The organism is Sphingomonas ginkgonis, from assembly GCF_003970925.1.
Taxonomy (GTDB): Bacteria; Pseudomonadota; Alphaproteobacteria; order Sphingomonadales; family Sphingomonadaceae; genus Sphingomicrobium; species Sphingomicrobium ginkgonis.
Window position 1 is genome coordinate 2,130,542 of record NZ_RWJF01000001.1, and the last position, 17,552, is coordinate 2,148,093.

At 68.3% G+C, this 17,552-nt stretch carries 15 protein-coding genes; 9 read left to right on the forward strand and 6 right to left on the reverse strand.

Going from position 1 to position 17,552, the window contains the following annotated elements:
• On the reverse strand, nt 1-1,275 hold the full coding sequence (locus HMF7854_RS10420; protein ID WP_126719033.1) for a heavy-metal-associated domain-containing protein: 1,275 nt from the start codon (nt 1,273-1,275) through the stop codon (nt 1-3).
• Between the two features lie 65 nt (nt 1,276-1,340).
• Between HMF7854_RS10420 and purM the strand changes: the two genes are divergently transcribed.
• From purM to HMF7854_RS10435, 3 genes are all read left to right on the forward strand, one after another.
• Nucleotides 1,341-2,432, forward strand: coding sequence for a phosphoribosylformylglycinamidine cyclo-ligase (gene purM, locus HMF7854_RS10425; RefSeq protein ID WP_126719034.1), 1,092 nt, complete (start codon nt 1,341-1,343; stop codon nt 2,430-2,432).
• Nucleotides 2,413-2,997 carry a phosphoribosylglycinamide formyltransferase gene (gene purN, locus HMF7854_RS10430; protein WP_126719035.1) on the forward strand — a complete coding sequence of 195 codons (585 nt, stop codon included), beginning with the start codon at nt 2,413-2,415 and terminating at the stop codon, nt 2,995-2,997. Before purM ends, purN begins: the two co-directional genes overlap by 20 nt.
• Nucleotides 2,998-3,259: 262 nt before the next feature.
• Nucleotides 3,260-5,032, forward strand: coding sequence for an asparagine synthetase B family protein (locus tag HMF7854_RS10435; RefSeq protein ID WP_126719036.1), 1,773 nt, complete (start codon nt 3,260-3,262; stop codon nt 5,030-5,032).
• Here the strand turns inward: HMF7854_RS10435 and HMF7854_RS10440 are convergent.
• A complete protein-coding gene (locus HMF7854_RS10440; RefSeq protein WP_126719037.1) occupies nt 5,010-5,927 on the reverse strand; it encodes a hypothetical protein in 918 nt (305 codons plus the stop codon). The genes HMF7854_RS10435 and HMF7854_RS10440 overlap by 23 nt on opposite strands.
• Before the next feature lie 98 nt (nt 5,928-6,025).
• Between HMF7854_RS10440 and HMF7854_RS10445 the strand changes: the two genes are divergently transcribed.
• The gene (locus HMF7854_RS10445) at nt 6,026-7,282 is read left to right on the forward strand and encodes a multidrug effflux MFS transporter (protein WP_126719038.1); all 1,257 of its coding nucleotides are present in this window, start codon (nt 6,026-6,028) and stop codon (nt 7,280-7,282) included.
• Nucleotides 7,283-7,373: 91 nt separating this feature from the next.
• Here HMF7854_RS10445 and recA read toward each other — a convergent pair whose 3' ends face one another.
• Together recA and HMF7854_RS10455 are read right to left on the reverse strand one after the other, a co-directional pair.
• The gene (gene recA, locus HMF7854_RS10450; RefSeq protein WP_126719039.1) at nt 7,374-8,447 is read right to left on the reverse strand and encodes a recombinase RecA; all 1,074 of its coding nucleotides are present in this window, start codon (nt 8,445-8,447) and stop codon (nt 7,374-7,376) included.
• Between the two features lie 264 nt (nt 8,448-8,711).
• Nucleotides 8,712-9,209, reverse strand: a complete 498-nt coding sequence (locus tag HMF7854_RS10455; RefSeq protein ID WP_239016935.1) for a DMT family transporter — start codon at nt 9,207-9,209, stop codon at nt 8,712-8,714.
• Between the two features lie 124 nt (nt 9,210-9,333).
• On the opposite strand from HMF7854_RS10455, the gene HMF7854_RS10460 reads away from it, so the two are divergent.
• Together HMF7854_RS10460 and HMF7854_RS10465 are read left to right on the forward strand one after the other, a co-directional pair.
• On the forward strand, nt 9,334-9,822 hold the full coding sequence (locus HMF7854_RS10460) for a hypothetical protein (RefSeq protein ID WP_126719040.1): 489 nt from the start codon (nt 9,334-9,336) through the stop codon (nt 9,820-9,822).
• The gene (locus HMF7854_RS10465; protein WP_126719041.1) at nt 9,819-10,529 is read left to right on the forward strand and encodes an SDR family NAD(P)-dependent oxidoreductase; all 711 of its coding nucleotides are present in this window, start codon (nt 9,819-9,821) and stop codon (nt 10,527-10,529) included. The genes HMF7854_RS10460 and HMF7854_RS10465 overlap by 4 nt, the downstream gene beginning before the upstream one ends.
• 26 nt (nt 10,530-10,555) lie before the next feature.
• Here HMF7854_RS10465 and HMF7854_RS10470 read toward each other — a convergent pair whose 3' ends face one another.
• Together HMF7854_RS10470 and recG are read right to left on the reverse strand one after the other, a co-directional pair.
• Nucleotides 10,556-10,795, reverse strand: coding sequence for a hypothetical protein (locus HMF7854_RS10470; RefSeq protein ID WP_126719042.1), 240 nt, complete (start codon nt 10,793-10,795; stop codon nt 10,556-10,558).
• Nucleotides 10,796-10,910: 115 nt separating this feature from the next.
• Nucleotides 10,911-12,968: an ATP-dependent DNA helicase RecG gene (gene recG / locus HMF7854_RS10475; protein WP_126719043.1), complete on the reverse strand. Its 2,058-nt coding sequence runs from the start codon at nt 12,966-12,968 to the stop codon at nt 10,911-10,913.
• A gap of 179 nt (nt 12,969-13,147) precedes the next feature.
• Here recG and HMF7854_RS10480 point away from each other — a divergent pair, with 179 nt between their 5' ends.
• Genes HMF7854_RS10480 through mfd form a run of 3 tightly spaced genes read left to right on the forward strand, consistent with a single transcriptional unit; the run spans nt 13,148 to nt 17,508 of the window.
• A complete protein-coding gene (locus tag HMF7854_RS10480) occupies nt 13,148-13,714 on the forward strand; it encodes a hypothetical protein (RefSeq protein WP_126719044.1) in 567 nt (188 codons plus the stop codon).
• Nucleotides 13,715-13,750: 36 nt separating this feature from the next.
• On the forward strand, nt 13,751-14,017 hold the full coding sequence (locus HMF7854_RS10485; protein ID WP_126719045.1) for an FAD assembly factor SdhE: 267 nt from the start codon (nt 13,751-13,753) through the stop codon (nt 14,015-14,017).
• On the forward strand, nt 14,014-17,508 hold the full coding sequence (gene mfd / locus HMF7854_RS10490) for a transcription-repair coupling factor (RefSeq protein WP_126719046.1): 3,495 nt from the start codon (nt 14,014-14,016) through the stop codon (nt 17,506-17,508). Before HMF7854_RS10485 ends, mfd begins: the two co-directional genes overlap by 4 nt.
• Nucleotides 17,509-17,552: the final 44 nt, after the last annotated feature.

Genomic DNA, 17,552 nt, shown 5'->3' on the forward strand with positions numbered 1-17,552 from the left:
TTACTCGCCGGCGGGTGACGGTGCCGGCGGCGCGGGCTGCGGACCCGGGCGGGCATTGGCGACCGGCATCCGCCAGACGTGTAGCGCGCTGCCGTTCTCGACCGAGTTCCAGCCGCGCGCGTTGAGGCCGGCCTTCACCACCGCGAGATCGCCCTGGTAGCGGATGTTGATCAGCGCGATCTTGCCCGGCTGCGTGCTCGATGCTCCGACCCCGCCCGGTACGGCAATTGAGCGGAGCGCGCTTTCGAGTTCGCCGAGCTGGGAAGCGTCGGCAATATTGGCCTGGATGAGCACCGTGCGGATCGGGGCCTCGCTGGGCGCGGCCTGCTGCTGCGTCTTGGCCTCGGGCGCCTCGGTCGGCGGCGGTGGCGGCGGCGGCGGCTGGTTGAGGCTCGAATCGCGGTCGAGCCGCCCGGCCGCGAAGGCCTGCGCGAACAACCCGTCCATGCGCCGGACGCCCTCGTCCATCAGCGACTGGAGCTGCTGCCCGTCGCGCATCTCGATCCGGAAACTTCCGACCACCTGCCCGTCGGGCCCGTGCCGGCCGAGGAAGGTGGCGACCGCCGGGCCACCGGGATAGGCGCGATGGAGATCGACCTGCGCCACCAGCAAGTCCGTCGCGCCGTAGAGATCGAGCAGGTTGCGCCACCAGCCGCGACCCGGCCGCGCGGTCTGGGCCGCGTTGATCAGCAGCGGATCGCTGCCGAAGCCCGAAATCCGAACATAGTCGATCGGGCTCTGCGCGGTCCGGAAGGTTGCCCAGGCGCGTTGCCAGCTGTTGCGCAGTTCGACCGTGGTCATCACCCCACCGGTGGTCATGATCGGAATCAGCAGCATCGGCTGCGAGCGAACGGCGGGACCGCCCGGCACCCCGAGCAGCTGCGCCGCCCGCGCCCGGTCGAACAGCACGCCCAGTGTCGCAATATAGCGGTTGGGACCGATCTGCTCGCGCTGGACCATGATCGAGCTCACGATCCCGTCGAGATCCGAATCCGGAAGCGTCGGCGCTTCGCTCAGCGGGACCCCGTGCGCCTTGGCGTAGAGCGCCCGGAACCCCAGCCGCTGCGCCTCGCGCCAGCCGGCGAGGCGCGCCTCTTCCCCCGACTTGCCGCCCGTGTCGACGGTGATGCCGTCGACCTCGAGCGTGTTGCTGCTGTCCAGCGGCATGATCCCGCGGTCGCCGCTCTCGAGCTGCGCGGAGGAGCCGCCGCCGAGAAGGACGAAGCCGAGGAGCGCAGTGGTGGCCAGGAAGAGCGAGCGAAAGCCGGGACGCATGGCCCGCCTTCTGGCGACAAGGGCGTGGAAATGGAAGCCGCTTCTCGGCTAGGGCACGCTTTGTCATGACCAATAAGCCGCTGACCTACGCCGATGCGGGCGTCTCCATCGCCGCCGGCAACGCGCTGGTGAAGGCCATCGCCCCCCTCGCCCGAGCCACGGCACGGCCCGGCGCCGGTGCCGAGCTCGGCGGTTTCGGCGGCTTCTTCGACCTCAAGGCGGCCGGATACCGCGACCCGCTGCTGGTCGCCGCCAACGATGGGGTCGGCACCAAGCTCAAGCTGGCGATCGACAGCGGTCGGCACGACGGCGTCGGCATTGACCTGGTCGCGATGTGCGCCAACGACCTCATCGTCCAGGGCGCCGAGCCGCTCTTCTTCCTCGACTATTTCGCCTGCGGGAAGCTCGACAACGACGTCGCGACCCAGGTGGTCGCGTCCATCGCCGAGGGCTGCCGCCAGGCGGGCTGCGCGCTGATCGGCGGCGAGACGGCGGAGATGCCGGGGATGTACGCGCCCGGCGACTACGACCTCGCCGGCTTCTGCGTCGGCGCGGTCGAACGCGGCGAGGCGCTGACCGGCGAGGCGATCGCTGCCGGCGACGTCATCCTCGGGCTGGGCAGCTCGGGGGTGCACAGCAACGGCTATTCGCTCGTGCGCCGCATCCTCGCCGAGAAGGACTGGAAGCTCGATCGGCCGGCGCGGTTCGATCAGGAACAGCTGCTCGGCGACGCGCTGCTGGAGCCGACCCGCATCTATGTCCGCTCGCTCCTGCCCGTTGTGCGGGCCGGCGGCATCAAGGGGCTGGCCCACATCACCGGCGGCGGGCTGCTCGAGAATGTGCCGCGGGTCCTGCCAGAGGATTGCCGGGCCGAGATCGACGCCGACCGCTGGCCCCTGCCACGCCTCTTCGCCTACCTCCAGGCGGGTGGATCGATCGAGCCTGGCGAGATGGCCAAGACCTTCAACTGCGGGATCGGCATGGTCGTGATCGTCGCCGCCGACAAGGCCGATGCCGTCGCCGGGAAGCTGCAGGCGGCGGGTGAGACGGTCCACCGGATCGGCGAAATCCGCGAAGGCCGTCGCGGCTGCACCGTTCGCGGCAACACCGAAACCTGGAGCGCGCGCGAGCCCTGGAATGCCGAGTTCGACGCCTGATCCGCGCCGCGTCGCGGTCCTGATCAGCGGCCGCGGGAGCAATCTCGAAGCCCTTGCTGACCACGCGGGACCATACAGGATCGTCCTGGTGGTCTCGAACAAACCCGAAGCGCCGGGGTTGGACCTCGCCCGGATGCGCGGTCTGCCGACCCTGGCGCTCAGCAGCCGCGGGCTCGATCGCGAGCAGTTCGACCGCCGCGTCGGCGACGCGATCGAGGCGGCCGGCGCCGGGACCATCGTACTCGCGGGTTACATGCGGCTGCTCTCGCCGGCGTTCGTGCGCCGGTTCGCGGGCCGCATCCTCAACATCCATCCTTCGCTGCTGCCGCTCTACAAGGGCCTCGACACCCATGCCCGCGCCATCGCCGCGGGCGACACCGAAGCGGGTTGCAGCGTCCATCTCGTGACCGAGGAGCTGGATTCCGGCGCCGTCATCGCTCAGGCACGGGTGCCGATCCACGAAGGGGATACCCCGGAGGATTTGTCGGCTCGAGTGCTCGCCGAAGAGCACCGCCTCTACCCCCAGGCTGTATCCGATTTTATCCGAAACGGATCGGGTTGTTAGCTTCCCGTTATCCCTTGCCAGCCGCTAACTTCCTCCGTAGAAACTAATTTAACGCCTGTTCGGTTTTAACAGGTGTATCCGTTTGCGTTGTATCGAAGGGGCTCGGTAATGCAGAAGAAGGTGTGGCAGCGTCCGGAAGTGAAGACTCTCAGCGCCGGGTCGGCGGAGAATGGCACACTCAGGAATCGCGTGGACGGAGGTCCGCCAACCACTCGCTCATAAGCCGGCCAGACACAGCAGGCGCTAGCGTCTGTCGCAACTTATGAATCATGGTTCCGGCTGGTTCGTCGCAGCCGGTCCAGACGCCTGCGGCATTGTGCAGGCGAGCTTACCCGATTACCCGACCGGACAATTTCTCTTCTTCCGTGTCGCCGATCCTTCTATGGTGTCGGAGCGTCACGGCGTTACGGTGCTAGTCGACGGCCGCATCGACAACCGACGTGAGTTGCTTCACGCGCTTGGGCTCGCCGCCGACCTGACGAACGCCGGACTCGTCCTCAGTGCATGGCTCTGCTGGGGTGAGCAGACCATCGAACGTCTCCATGGCGACTTCGCGATCGTGGTTCACGATCTTGGCCGCCATAGCCTCTTCCTTGCGCGCGACATCTTCGGTCAGCGCTCGTTATTCTATCGGCTATTCGGCGACGGACTGGTCGTGGGGCCATCCTCTGCCGAACTGGCGAAGCTGGTCGGGTCGTGCGAGCCTGACATCCTCCATCTACTTCGCGAGGAGATCCTTGAAGCGGATGAGGGCGATTCAACCAACTACCGCGAGGTTCGTCGTGTTCGTCCCGGCGAGATTTTGCGCTGGAACGGAGCCGTCTCGGCCACTCGCTACTGGCGTCCTCGGCTAGATCCATTGCCAATTGACGACGGTGAAGCGACAGAAGAGTACCGAAGCCTCCTCGATCAAGCGGTAGCGGCGCGCCTCCCTCGAGGCGGGACGGTCGCCTGTCATCTCAGCTCCGGCTTCGACAGTGCCGCCGTTGTCGCTACCGCTTCCCGGCTTGCAGGTAGCGGAAGGGTGCGCGCCTTCACGTCGGCGCCGTGGCCCGGCGACTTTACTGTGCCGAAGGACAGGGTCGCCGATGAGGCACCGATCGCCCGGGAGCTTTCGGCCGAGCTCGGGATCGCTCATCGCACCATTCGAGACAACGAAAGTCCGCTGACGCTCTGGCGACGCTACTCTGGCGTTTTCGAGATGCCGATCCGAAAGCCCTTCAACACGGCTTGGTGGACCGCGATCGCGCAGCAGGCAAGAGAGGGTGGATCTTCCGTTCTTCTGACCGGAGAAATGGGTAATCTCACGCTGAACTTCGGCGGGCCCCATGTCCTCGCCAATTACCTGTCTAGCCGCCGCTATCTGGTCTGGCTCAGGGAGAGTCTGCTCGCGCTACGCCGCCCCGAATTCAGCTGGAAAGGCGTCGCGTTCAATTCGGTGGCACCGTTCCTGCCGTCGGCGCTGCGTCAACGTCTGACCGGAGACAATCTCGGCGCGGTGACTTTCCTGAGACGCGAGCACTGGGAGCGTGCCGGCATCAGCCCCGATTATAATTCTAGCCCGGAGTCGCGCCTCGACTACTTCCGACTGCTCGATTGGGGTCTTCATCGAAACAGCACTCGGACCTTGTTCGGACTGGACGAGCGCGACGCCATGGCCGATCGCCGGATTGCCGAATTCGCCCTCCGCCTGCCGCCTGAACAATTCTTCCGGAACGGGCAGGCTCGCCCATTGGCGAAACGTGCCTTGGCTGACCGGTTGCCGCCTTACATCCTCGACGCGAAAACCCGGGGCCTCCAATCGGCGGACTGGGCGCTACGCCTCGATCGCGCGGCAGCAAGCGAAGCATTGGAGGAGATCAGCGCCAGCCATGCCGCCGTCGAGCTTTTCGATTTCGAGGCGATGCGCCAAGCGCTAAACAACTGGCCGGTGGCCGATTGGAATCGGCTGGACATTGTCATGCGCTATCGAGTCGCTTTCGTCAGCGCGCTGGCCACGGGCTATTTCCTGCTCAGCTTAGAAGGGCGGCTTTAGAGCGGGCGTGTTCGAGCAGCGCGCCGGCGTCCGCCCTCAAATGCCCAAGATCCCATCGGCGCTCGATCGTGAAGAGCTTGATGCGGCCAATCAGGCGGACGACGGCGGACCAGTGCTCCTGCGCGCTGCCGCTGCTCTCGACCAGGGCACCGCGATAGGTGTGGGCGAACAGGGCCTCGGCGGCTGCCACTCCCTCCAGCGGGGCGATGCGGAGTTGGTCGCCGCGACCGAGCAGGTAGGCGGCGGCGAGCGGAATGCCGCGCTGCCCGGCCGCGGGTAGCGGAACGTCGAACTTGTCGTAGCTGTCGTCGCCCGAGAAGCTTCGAGCAAAGCCCTCGAGCGATCGCCCGCTCGCCTCGACCGCTTCGCGCCACAGCCGGAGCCGCGGAATGCCCGGGTAGGCGATCGGCGTTCCGTCGTCAGCGAAGCGGATGGCGCAGACATCGTCGGCGAGCACCCGGTAGCCCTGGTCGTAGAACCACCCGGCAAGGGTGGACTTTCCCGCACCGGACTCGCCGAAGAAGGCGACCGCCTGTCCGTCGAGTTCCACCGCGTTGGCGTGGAGCGGGAAAATGCCGCGCTGGTGCAGTAGGACCCCGAAGGCCGAGCCGAGCAGAAAGAGCCGGACATTGCCGGCGGGAGCACCGCTGAGTGGCGCCACACCGATCGTTCGCCCGTGATCGATGGTGAACGCCGCCGCGTCGCCGATCCCGAGCCGGGCGCCGGTCGGGGTCTTCGAGAACCCCACCTCGGTGACCTCCGCGACGGGCGGTTCAAGCCGGATCTCGACGTCAGTCGGGGCGCCCGATCCAGCCGGGAGTTCGGGGAGCGGGAGATCGCTCGCGATCTGCAGTCCGAAAAGAGAGTAGAGGTGGCGGCCTTGCGTGGCGGTCATGCTCCAGTCGATGCCAGTTTCTTGTCGCTTTGGCATCCCTGGCGTGCAAGTCGCTGACTTGCCGCGGCTTCCCGGAACGGGCATGCGCGCCCGCTCCCATGCCGATCGACTTCAATCACCTGCCCGGGGACGGGCCGCGCCCTGGTGCCCGCGAGGCCATTGCCATGTTCGCCGGGCTGATGGCGCTCAACGCGGTCGCCATGGACATCATGGTTCCCGCCCTGCCCGAAATTGCCCGCGGGCTGCGGATCGCCAACGAGAATGACCGCCAGCTGGTGGTCATCGCCTATTTGCTCGGCTTCGGCTCGACCCAGCTCCTGTGGGGACCGCTCGCGGACCGGCTCGGGCGCAAGCCGATCCTCGCGGTCGGGGTCTTCTTCTATTCGCTGTTCGCGGTCGGGTGCGCGATGGCGACGAGCTTCCCGCTGCTGGTCGCCAGCCGCTTCGCGATGGGAATGGCGGCCGCGACGACCCGCGTGCTGGTCGTCGCGATGGTCCGCGACCTGTTCGAGCGCGAGGCGATGGCGCGGGTGATGAGCCTCGTCTTCATGACCTTCATGCTGGTCCCCGTGGTCGCGCCGAATCTCGGGCAGCTGATCCTCGCCTTCGCCTCGTGGCGGGCCATCTTCCTGATCATGGCCGGCTACGGGATGCTGATGCTATTGTGGAGCTGGTTTCGCCTCCCCGAGACGCTGCATCCCGAGTATCGCCGCTCGCTTCATCCGGCGGAGATCGGCGCGGGCATCCGCGGCGCGCTCGGCGAGCGCCAGTCGCTCGGCTACACGCTGGCGCTGACCGCGTTGTCGGGCTCGCTCACGCTGTACATCGCGACTGTCCAGCAGATCGTCTACGACGTGTTCCGGGCGCCGCACCTGATCGGGCTGGTGTTCGCCGCGGTGGCAATCCCGATGGCGATCGCTTCCTTCCTCAACAGCCGGCTGGTCGGCCGCGCGGGGTTGCGCCGGGTGGGCCACAGCGGGCTCATCCTCTATCTCGCCATCTCGCTCGTCCATCTCGGCGTGGTACTCGCCGGCGCGGAAGGACTGCCGCTGTTCGTCCTGCTGCAGGGCGCCTCCTTCTTCGCCTTCGCCTTCACCTCCGCCAACTTCGGCTCGCTGGCGATGGAGCATATGGGCCCGATCGCCGGCACCGCCTCCTCGGTCCAAGGAGTGATCTCGACGGTCGGCGGCGCCGTGATCGGGCTAATCGCGGGGCGGCAGTTCGACGGAACGCTCGTGCCCTTCGTGGCGTCGGTCGCCCTCTGCTCACTCGTCGCCGCGGCGCTGGTGCTGCTGACCGACCGGCGCCAGCTGTTCGCCGGCAAGCAGTCGACCGAAGCAGGGCTGCCGGCGTAGGCCTAGGGCGAACGGCCGTTAGGCCTGCCTGCCCCGACCTCCGATCAGCGGCACGGGATGCCCCTTCCTAACTGGGAAGGGAAGACCCTGATCAGACGTCGTCGTCCGGCCCCGCGCCGACCATCAGCGCCTCGCCGACCTCTTCGGTCTTGCCGCGGATGGCGTTCTCGATCTTCACCGCCATCTCGGGATTGTCCTTGAGATACTGCTTGGCGTTCTCGCGGCCCTGGCCGATGCGGGTCGAGTCGTGGCTGAACCAGGCGCCCGACTTGTCGATCAGCCCGGCCTTGACCCCGAGGTCGAGGATCTCGCCGACCTTGGACACGCCCTCGCCGTACATGATGTCGAACTCGACCTGCTTGAACGGCGGGGCGACCTTGTTCTTGACCACCTTCACCCGGGTGGTGTTGCCGACGATGTCGTCGCGATCCTTGATCTGCCCGGTGCGGCGGATGTCGAGCCGGACCGAGGCGTAGAACTTCAGCGCGTTGCCGCCGGTCGTCGTCTCCGGATTGCCGTACATGACGCCGATCTTCATCCGGACCTGGTTGATGAAGATGACGGTGCAGCGCGAGCGGCTGATCGAGCCGGTCAGCTTGCGCAGCGCCTGGCTCATCAGCCGGGCCTGCAGGCCGACGTGGCTGTCGCCCATCTCGCCCTCGATCTCGGCCCGAGGCACCAGCGCGGCCACCGAGTCGACGACCAGCACGTCTATCGCGTTCGATCGCACCAGCGTGTCGACGATCTCCAGCGCCTGCTCGCCCGTGTCGGGCTGCGAGACGATCAGCTCGTCGATGTTCACGCCCAGCTTCTTGGCGTAGACCGGATCGAGCGCATGCTCGGCATCGACGAAGGCGGCGGTCCCGCCGCCCTTCTGCGATTCAGCGATGGCGTGAAGCGCGAGAGTCGTCTTGCCCGAGCTTTCCGGCCCGTAGATTTCGATGATGCGGCCGCGCGGAAGGCCGCCAACGCCGAGTGCGATGTCGAGGCCGAGCGATCCGGTCGAAACCGTCTCGATCTCGATCTTCTCGCGGCTGCCCAGCTTCATTGCCGAGCCCTTGCCGAACGCCCGGTCGATCTGCGCCAGCGCCGCGTCGAGCGCCTTCTGCCTGTCCGTGTTCATCGAATCCCCGCTCGAACCAATAACCTTGAGCTGCGCTGCCATGCCCCGATTCCTTTCGTCAACCGACCCGCCCGAGCGATGCGGTGAGCCGATGATGTACGCATTTCGTTCACCAAGAACAAGAGGGGAACGGCAGGGCGCAAAAAGTCCGAAAGGTCACACCATCGAGCGTCACGCGCAGAACTTGAGTCAACGACCGGAGCGGCGCGGAAAGCCGTCTGAGCGTTCGAACGAAGGTCCATGTCGTACCACCATCTGGACCGAGCAAGGGCAGCCTAGCCGAGGACGACGGCGTAGGACAGTCCTTCAGCCGCGGCGGACCAGCACCACCCCGCCGAGCACCAGCAGTGCGCCGACCACCCGCATCGCGCTGACCGGCACCCGCGGCAGGCCGAGCGCGCCGAGATGGTCGAGGAGGAGCGCCATGATGACCTGCCCGGCGATGCCGATGGTGATGAGCGAGGCGAGGCCGATCCGCGGCGCGGCATAGGCGGCGACCCCGACGAACAGGGCGCCGTAGAAGCCGCCGAGCCAGGCATACCAGGGAACGCCGCGAAGGTTGGCGAGGCCGCCGCGATCGCCGGTCACCAGCCAAACGGCGAGCAAGGCGGCGCCCCCGACCGCGAAGCTCACCAGCGCCGCGAGCACCGGGGAGCCGCCGGCGCGGGCGAGAATGGCGTTGGTCGGGGCCTGCGTGGCGAGCAGCCCGCCGCCGAGGAAGGCGAGAAGCATGATGACGATCGCGGGCATGAAGGCTCCTGGCGGTGGTGCTGTGGGCGCATAGAGCAGGTTGAGGCGCCGCACGCGAGCATTGCGCGCACACCCGATTGGGCGGGCAAGGCGGATGCGCTATTCCCTGCCTCCCGGAGTAGCTCGTGTCCGTCCCGAGGCTGGACGGCGCGACGAGGCTAACGTGGGAGGGGCGACGATGAAGTCATGGGTCTGGTCCTTGCTGCTGGCGATGCTCGCTGCGTCTCCAGCCAGCGCCGCTCCGCCCGGCTCGCCGCTGCTGGGGCGCTGGGCGGTCGAAGTGGACCGCCTGCCGCTCCCGCCCGCCGCGCGGCCGAAGAGCGTGACGATCAGCTTCGCCGTGCCGGCGCGCGGGCGATTGACAAGCGAGGTCGAGATCGTCGCGCCCGACGGGTCGGTCCGGCGGATGCGCTCCACCGCCGCGCTCGACGGGCCGGCGGTGAGCATCGCCGGCGACCAGACCGAGGCCGACAGCGCCGCGGTGCGGATGCCGGTGCCCGGCGTGGTCGTGCTCGCGCTCGGAAAAGCGAGGCACCCGGCCTCGACCCGGATCTACACGCTGGCGCGCGACGCCGCGACGATGGTCGAGACCGCCGTCTCGTGGGATGACGAGGGCCGACCGGTAGTCCGCACCAACTACTTCCGCCGGCTGCGCGACGCCCGATGAGCGAGGCCGGCGCCTCCCGCGCGATCGTCGTCGGGGCGAGCGGCGGGATCGGCGCCGCGCTGGCGCTGGCGCTGGAGGCGCGCGGCCATCACGTGGCGAGGCTGGCGCGGCACCCGGCGGATAGCGCGACTCTCGCGCTCGACCTCGAACGGGAGGACAGCATCGCCGCGGCGGCGGCGGCACTCGCGGGCCAAGCGCCGTTCGCGACGATCGTCGTCGCCACCGGGCTGCTCCACGAGGCGCGGACCCGCCCGGAGAAGGCGCTCCGCGATCTCGATCCCGGCGCGCTCGACACCTATTTCCGGGTGAATGCGACCGGGCCGGCGCTGGTCGCCAAGCATTTCGTCCCGCTGCTGCCGAAGCGGGGGCGAAGCTTGTTCGCGGCGCTGTCGGCACGGGTCGGGAGCATCGGCGATAACCGGCTCGGCGGCTGGTACGGCTATCGCGCGTCGAAGGCGGCGCTCAACATGCTGGTTCGGACGCTGTCGATCGAGCTGCAGCGGACAAGGCCCGACTGCGTGTGCGTGACGCTCCATCCCGGCACGGTCGACACGCGCCTGAGCGCGCCCTTCCAGCGCGGAGTTGCGGCGGAGCGGTTGTTCGACCCGGAGCGCGCGGCGGCGCAGCTGCTCGCAGTTCTCGACGGCCTCACGCCCGCCGACAGCGGCGGGTGCTGGGACTGGGAAGGACGCCCTGTCCCGCCGTGATGCCGGCGGTCAGGCGCTGGCGGCTATCAGCGCGGAACTGCGGCGATCTTCGGGCTCGGGGTCGCGCCCTTGCGGCGGCCCATCGACCAGTTGGCCTGGAGCCGGACCTGCGGATTGGGCACGCACCAGATCTCGCCGCCCTCGTCCATGCCGGTGACCCACAAAAGGTCAAACTCCGGGCCATAGTCGATCACCGCGAAGGCCTGCCCCGAGCCGCGCTCGAGAACGTGGACGGGAACGGGCGGATCGAGCTGGGTGAAGGACATGCCGGAAGAACCCGCTGCGGCCGGCTTCTGTTCCCGTGGCGTTCCGAACCTAGTGGCGAGATGAGACGGAACTGCGCCGGTGCAAGATTGGCAAGCGGTGGTCGCGCCCGAATCCTCAGCCCGAGCGCAGCAGGTCGACCGCCTGGTCGCGCTCGAACAGGTAGAGGCAGACTCGCGCCGCCTGCCCGCGCGCCGATCCCAGCCCGCCATCGCGGTCGAGGAGCAGGGTGGCGTCGGAGCGGGCGAGCTCGGCGAAGGCCTGGACGTCGTCCGGACCGGCGAGGCGGAAGGCCGCCTCCCCGCTCTGCCGAGTGCCGAGGATCTCGCCCGGGCCGCGGAGCTTCAGATCTTCCTCGGCGATCCGGAAGCCGTCGCTGGTCTCGCGCATCAAGGCGAGCCGGGCGCGTCCGGTCTCGCTGAGCTGGCCGCCGCGGACCAGCAGGCAGACCGACTTCCCCTCCCCGCGCCCGACGCGGCCGCGCAACTGGTGGAGCTGGGCGAGGCCGAAGCGCTCGGCGCCCTCGACGATCATCAGCGTGGCATTGGGCACGTCGACCCCGACCTCGATCACGGTGGTGGCGACGAGCACCGCCAGCTCGCCGGCGGCGAATGACGCCATGACGGCGTCCTTGTCCGGGCCCTTCATCCGGCCATGGACGAGGCCGACCTTGTCCGCGCCGAAGCGGAGGCGGAGGATGGTGGCGCGATCCTCGGCGGCGGCAGCGTCCGAGGTCTCGCTCTCCTCCACCAGCGGGCAGACCCAATAGGCCTGTCCGCCGCCCGCAATGTGCCGGCCGAGCCCCTCGATCACCTCGCCCAGCCGCTCGTCGCTGACCACGCGGGTTTCGATCGGTTGGCGGCCCGGCGGCATCTCGTCGATCCGGCTGACGTCCATCTCGCCGTAGACGGTGAGCGTCAGCGTGCGCGGGATCGGCGTCGCGGTCATCACGAGCAGGTGGGGCGGCCGCTCGGCCTTGGACGACAGGAGCAGCCGCTGCGACACCCCGAAGCGGTGCTGCTCGTCGATGACCGCGAGGCCGAGGTTCCGGTACGCGACCTTCTCCTGGAAGATGGCGTGGGTGCCGACGAGGATGTCAATTTCGCCGCTCGCCAGCCCCATCAGCACGGAGTCACGCGCCCGCCCCTTTTCGCGGCCGGTCAGGATGGCGATGCGGACCCCGATCGGGTCGAGCTGGCGCAGCAGGGTCGCATGGTGCTGGCGGGCGAGGATCTCGGTCGGCGCGAGCAGCGCGGCCTGCGCGCCGGCCTCGACCGCGTTGAGCATGGCAAGCAAGGCCACCAGCGTCTTGCCCGACCCGACGTCGCCCTGCAGCAGCCGCAACATCGGCGTCGCCTGCGCCATGTCGCCGCGGATCTCTTCCGACACGCGCCGCTGCGCGCCCGTCAGGCTGTAGGGCAATCGAAGCCGGTCGGTCAGCCGCCCGTCTCCGGCGAGCGGCACGCCACGCTTGCGCCGGCTCGACTGGCGGAGCAGCAGCAGGGCAAGCTGGTTGGCAAAAATCTCATCGTAAGCCAGTCGCTTGCGGGCATCGGTTGCGAGCGGATCGGAATGGATGAGGGCCAATGCCCGGCGCCACTCGGGCCACGCTTCGCGCGACACGAGGCTCGGCTCGATCCACTCGGGCAGCTCGGGGGCGCGTTCCAGCGCAGCCTTGACCATCTCGGCGAGGCGGCGGTTGGTGAGCCCCTCGGTGAGCGGATAGACCGGCTCGCGCAGCGGCAAGTCGGCAGCCCTCGCGGCATCGAGCACCTCGGGGTGGATCATCTGCCACTCCTCGCCCCACGCCTCGAGCTTGCCGGCGATGAGCTTGCGCTCGTCGAGCGGCAGGCTCTTCTTTCCCCAGCCGGGATTGTTGAAATAGACGAGCGTGATGGTGTTGCCGTCGGTATCGCGGGCGGACACCCGGAATGGCGCGCGGCCGACACCCGAGCGATGCTGGAACGGCGTGACCTCGAGCAGGACGATGCGGCCGAGCAGCGCCGGGCTGGCAGCGGGTGCGCGGATCCGCTCGATCACCCCGCTCGGAAGGTGGAACAGGAGGTCGACCGTCCGGCGCAGGTCGAGCCGGTGCAGCGTCTTGGCAACCTGCGGGCCGACGCCCTTCAGCGCTTCGACCTCGGTGAACAGGGGATTGAGCAGGTCGGGGCGCATCGGGCCGCCTGCCTAGCGCGCCACGCGGCGCTTGTCAGGCTCGCCGCTTTGCCGCGACTCGGCAAGTGTCATAAGCTTGCAGCGGCGGGAGCGGCGTTGCCCCATGTGCCCGGGTTTCGCTCCTTTAACGAGGAGTGAGCGCCATGTTACAACAGATTGCATTTGCAGCATTATCGGTGATGTCAGCGGATCCGGTCGGAGCCGCTGGCGGAGAACCCAGCCTGGAGCAGGTCAAGGCGGCGAGCGAGCGTTACCGCGATGTCAGCGTCGCATTGAAGGACGGCTATGTCCGCGATCCGGCCAACGTCTGCGAGACGGCGGCGATGATGGGGCGCCCCGACAGCCTCGGTGCGATGGGGGTTCATTATTTCCGGCCCGACCTCCTGGGGATCAAGCGGCCGCCCGACCCGCGGGTCGACGGCGATGGCACCCACACCGACTTCCTGAAGCCCGGAATCCTCATCTACGAGCCGCAGGCGGACGGCTCGATGCAGCTGGTCGCGGTCGAGAACCTGGTCTTCAAGAAAAGCTGGCTGGCCGCGCACCCGTCCCCGCCGACCTTCCATGGCCTCGGCTACGACGACATGGAGGACGACCCCAAGACGGCGCTCGACGAAGCGCACAATTTCCAGCCGCACTTCGACCGGCACGTCTGGCTCTACCGATCCAACCCGAACGGGGTGTTCGCCCAGTTCAACCCGCGGGTGACCTGCCAGCATCATGGCGGAAAGGCGATGAGCCACTGAGATGACAAGCGAGCCTGCGGTGCCTATCTGTGCCGCATGCATCCCGACGAGGAACTGAGGCGCCTCCACTGGCGCGCGCACCATCGCGGCACGCGCGAGGCGGACATGATGATCGGCGGCTTCTTCGACGCCCATGCGGCGCGCTGGAGCCAGCTGGAGCGCGCCTGGTTCACCGCTTTGCTCGACGAGCAAGACGTCGACATCATGGCCTGGGCGATCGGAACCGCCGTTCCGCCGGAACGCTTCGCCGGTGCCGCCATGACGGCGCTGCAAAAGCTCGATTACCTCAAGGTGGCGCGTTGAACCTCGACAAGATCCTCAAGAGCGGCGAGCCGCTGACGCTCGCCGGCGTGCCCACCGGCTTCCTGCCCTGGCTCGCTGCGGACCTTGCGCGCGCGGCGCACGGGACGGGCGGCGGCGGTCGTGCGGTGGTGATCGTTCCCGACGAGCAGGCGATGCGCGCGCTGGCGGACACGGCGCCGGTGTTCGCGCCGGAAATCGAGGTGGTGAGCTTTCCGGCGTGGGACTGCCTGCCCTACGATCGCAGCTCGCCGACGCTCCGCGTCATGGCCGAGCGGCTTTCCGCTTTGCACCAGTTGCAGGCCAAGCGGACGGGCCCGCAGCTGCTGGTGGCGACCGCCAACGCCGCGACGCAGCGGCTGCTGACACCCTTCCGAATCCGCCAGCTCACCCGCCGGCTCGCGCCCGGCGAGCGGATCGACCGCGACCAGCTGGTGAAGCTGCTGACCGCCAACGGCTACCAGCGGGTCGAGAGCGTCCACGACGCGGGCGAATATGCGGTGCGCGGCTCGCTGGTCGACCTGTTCCCGGCCGGCGAGAGCATGGGCGTCCGGCTCGACTTCTTCGGCGACGAGGTCGAGACGATGCGGCGGTTCGACCCCGCCGACCAGCGGACGACCGGGCCGGCCGAGGCCTTCACCCTGATGCCGGCGAGCGAAGCGCTGCTCGACGAGGAGAGCATCAAGCGATTCCGCGCCCGCTACCGCGAGACGTTCGGGGCGAACGCCACCGGCGACCCGCTCTACCAGGCAATCTCTGACGGGCGTCGGCTGGCCGGCATGGAGCATTGGCTCCCATTGTTCGAGGAGAAGCTGGCGACCCTGTTCGACCATCTCGGCGACGGCGACCTGATCGTCCGCGACGGCGGTACCGACGGCGCGCTGACCAGCCGCTTCGAGAGCATCCAAGACTATTTTCAGAACCGCGAGCGGGCGATGGTCGCCGAGCCGGGAAGCTACCGGCCGCTCGCCCCGCAGGCGCTCTATTTCGCCAAGAAGGAATGGGACCAGACGGTCGCCGACCGGCCGATCCATCTCGCCTCCGCCTTCCCCGAGCCCGAGGGGCCGCGCACGATCGACTTCGGGGTGACCGCCGCACGCGACTTCGCGCCGGAGCGAGCGCAGAACGAGAATGTCTACGAAGCCGTTGCAGAGCATGTCGCCAAGCTACGGAAGGGCAAGCACAAGATCGTGCTTGCCTCCTACAGCGGCGGCGCCCGCGAGCGGCTCGCGGGGCTGCTCAAGGATCATGGCCTGACCAGCCTCCGCGCGGTCGACGGCTGGCAGGAGGCGCTCGGCGTCGCCAACAGCGCGGCGCTGCTCGTCCTCCCGCTCGAACATGGCTTCACCACGCCCGACGTCGCGGTGCTGACCGAGCAGGACATGCTCGGCGACCGGCTGGTGCGGCGGCGCAAGCGGCGCAAGAGCGCGGACGCCTTCCTGTCGGAGCTGGCGACGCTCACTCCGGGCGACCTCGTCGTCCATGCCGACCATGGCATCGGCCGATACGAAGGGCTGGCGCAGGTCAAGGTCGGCAACGCGCCGCACGACTGCGTGGCGCTCGAATATGCCGGCGGCAACAAGCTCTACGTCCCGGTCGAGAACATCGACGTCCTGACCCGCTACGGCGCGGAGAATGAGGGCGTGCAGCTCGACCGGCTCGGCGGCGAGGCGTGGCAGCGCCGCAAGGCGCGGATGAAGGAGCGGATTCGCGAGATCGCGGGCGAGCTCATTCAGACCGCCGCGCTGCGCGCCACCCGCGCGGGCGCCGTCGCCGAGGCGGACAGCACCTACCCCGCCTTCGTCGACCGCTTTCCCTATGAGGAAACCGAAGACCAGGACCGGGCGATCGGCGACGTTCTCGAAGATCTCGGCGCCGGGCGGCCGATGGACCGGCTGGTCTGCGGTGACGTCGGGTTCGGCAAGACCGAGGTCGCGCTGCGCGCCGCGTTCGTCGCCGCGATGGCCGGCTACCAGGTCGCGCTGGTCTGCCCGACGACCCTGCTAGCGCGCCAGCACTACGCCAATTTCGTCGAGCGTTTCAAAGGCTTCCCGATCGAAGTTGGGCGGCTGTCGAGGCTCGTCTCGTCGACTGAGGCGAAAAAGACCAAGGATCTTCTCGAGGCCGGCAAGGTCGATATCCTGATCGGCACCCACGCGATCCTCGCCAAGGGGATCAAGTTCCGCAAGCTGGGCCTGGTCATCGTCGACGAGGAGCAGCGCTTCGGGGTCACCCACAAGGAGCGGCTGAAGGCGCTCAAGAACGACGTCCACGTCCTGACGCTGACCGCTACGCCGATCCCCCGCACGCTGCAGATGGCGATGAGCGGGTTACGCGAACTGTCGGTGATCCAGACCCCGCCGGTCGACCGGCTGGCGGTCCGCACATACGTCACCCCGTGGGACCCGATCGTCGTCCGCGAGGCGCTGCTGCGCGAACATTATCGCGGCGGCCAGAGCTATTTCGTCGTGCCCCGCGTCGCCGACCTGCCGGACATCGAGGAATGGCTGCGCGAGGAAGTGCCCGAAGTGAAGGCGATCGCCGCGCACGGGCAGATGGCTGCGGGCGAGGTCGAAGAGCGGATGAGCGCCTTCTACGACCGAAAGTACGACGTGCTCCTCTCGACCACCATCGTCGAGAGCGGGCTCGACATCCCCAGCGCCAACACGCTGGTGGTCCACCGTGCCGACCGCTTCGGCCTCGCCCAGCTCTACCAGCTGCGCGGGCGGGTCGGCCGGTCGAAGACGCGCGCTTACGCCTATCTGACGACCCCGCCCGACCGGCAGATCACCGAGACCGCCGAAAAGCGGCTTCAGGTGCTCGCCAACCTCGACAGTCTCGGCGCCGGGTTCCAGCTTGCCAGCCACGACCTCGACATCCGCGGCGCGGGCAATCTGCTCGGCGACGAGCAGTCGGGGCACATCAAGGAGGTCGGGTTCGAGCTCTACCAGTCAATGCTGGAGGAGGCGATCCTAGCGGTGAAGAGCGGCCACGCCGACACGCCGAAGGAAGAGTTCTCGCCGCAGATCAATGTGGAGGCGCCGGTGATGATCCCGGAAGCCTATGTCCCCGACCTCGACCTGCGCATGGGCCTCTATCGCCGTCTTGGCGAGCTCGAGGATCGTCAGCAGGTGGAGGAATTCGCCGCCGAGCTGATCGACCGCTTCGGGCCGCTGCCGGGCGACACCGAGAACCTGCTCTCGATCGTCGAGACCAAGATCAACTGTCGCAAGGCTTGCATTGCCAAGCTCGACGTCGGCGCCAAGGGCGCGGTGGTGACCTTCGCGCCGTCCGGGTTCCCGGACGTGCCGGGGCTGCTCGGCTATGTCGATCGGCTGAAGGGCGCGGCCAAGCTGCGTCCCGACCAGAAGCTGGTTGTCAGCCGCGACTGGGGCAATGCCAAGAGCCGCCTCGACGGCGCTCTGCAGATTTCGCGCGGCCTCGCTCGGGTGGTCGCGGCGGGCGAGAAGGCCAAGGTGCTCGAGCCGGCCTGAGAGTCTTTACTTCCGCACCTCGCTGACGCTCACTGCCGGCGGGC

Excerpts from the sequence above, each read along its gene's own strand:
- HMF7854_RS10420 (WP_126719033.1), bottom strand. The coding sequence starts at position 1,275 with ATGCGTCCCGGCTTTCGCTCGCTCTTCCTGGCCACCACTGCGCTCCTC.
- purM (WP_126719034.1), top strand. The coding sequence starts at position 1,341 with ATGACCAATAAGCCGCTGACCTACGCCGATGCGGGCGTCTCCATCGCC.
- purN (WP_126719035.1), top strand. The coding sequence starts at position 2,413 with ATGCCGAGTTCGACGCCTGATCCGCGCCGCGTCGCGGTCCTGATCAGC.
- HMF7854_RS10435 (WP_126719036.1), top strand. The coding sequence starts at position 3,260 with ATGAATCATGGTTCCGGCTGGTTCGTCGCAGCCGGTCCAGACGCCTGC.
- HMF7854_RS10440 (WP_126719037.1), bottom strand. The coding sequence starts at position 5,927 with ATGACCGCCACGCAAGGCCGCCACCTCTACTCTCTTTTCGGACTGCAG.
- HMF7854_RS10445 (WP_126719038.1), top strand. The coding sequence starts at position 6,026 with ATGCCGATCGACTTCAATCACCTGCCCGGGGACGGGCCGCGCCCTGGT.
- recA (WP_126719039.1), bottom strand. The coding sequence starts at position 8,447 with ATGGCAGCGCAGCTCAAGGTTATTGGTTCGAGCGGGGATTCGATGAAC.
- HMF7854_RS10460 (WP_126719040.1), top strand. The coding sequence starts at position 9,334 with ATGAAGTCATGGGTCTGGTCCTTGCTGCTGGCGATGCTCGCTGCGTCT.
- HMF7854_RS10465 (WP_126719041.1), top strand. The coding sequence starts at position 9,819 with ATGAGCGAGGCCGGCGCCTCCCGCGCGATCGTCGTCGGGGCGAGCGGC.
- HMF7854_RS10470 (WP_126719042.1), bottom strand. The coding sequence starts at position 10,795 with ATGTCCTTCACCCAGCTCGATCCGCCCGTTCCCGTCCACGTTCTCGAG.
- recG (WP_126719043.1), bottom strand. The coding sequence starts at position 12,968 with ATGCGCCCCGACCTGCTCAATCCCCTGTTCACCGAGGTCGAAGCGCTG.
- HMF7854_RS10480 (WP_126719044.1), top strand. The coding sequence starts at position 13,148 with ATGTCAGCGGATCCGGTCGGAGCCGCTGGCGGAGAACCCAGCCTGGAG.
- HMF7854_RS10485 (WP_126719045.1), top strand. The coding sequence starts at position 13,751 with ATGCATCCCGACGAGGAACTGAGGCGCCTCCACTGGCGCGCGCACCAT.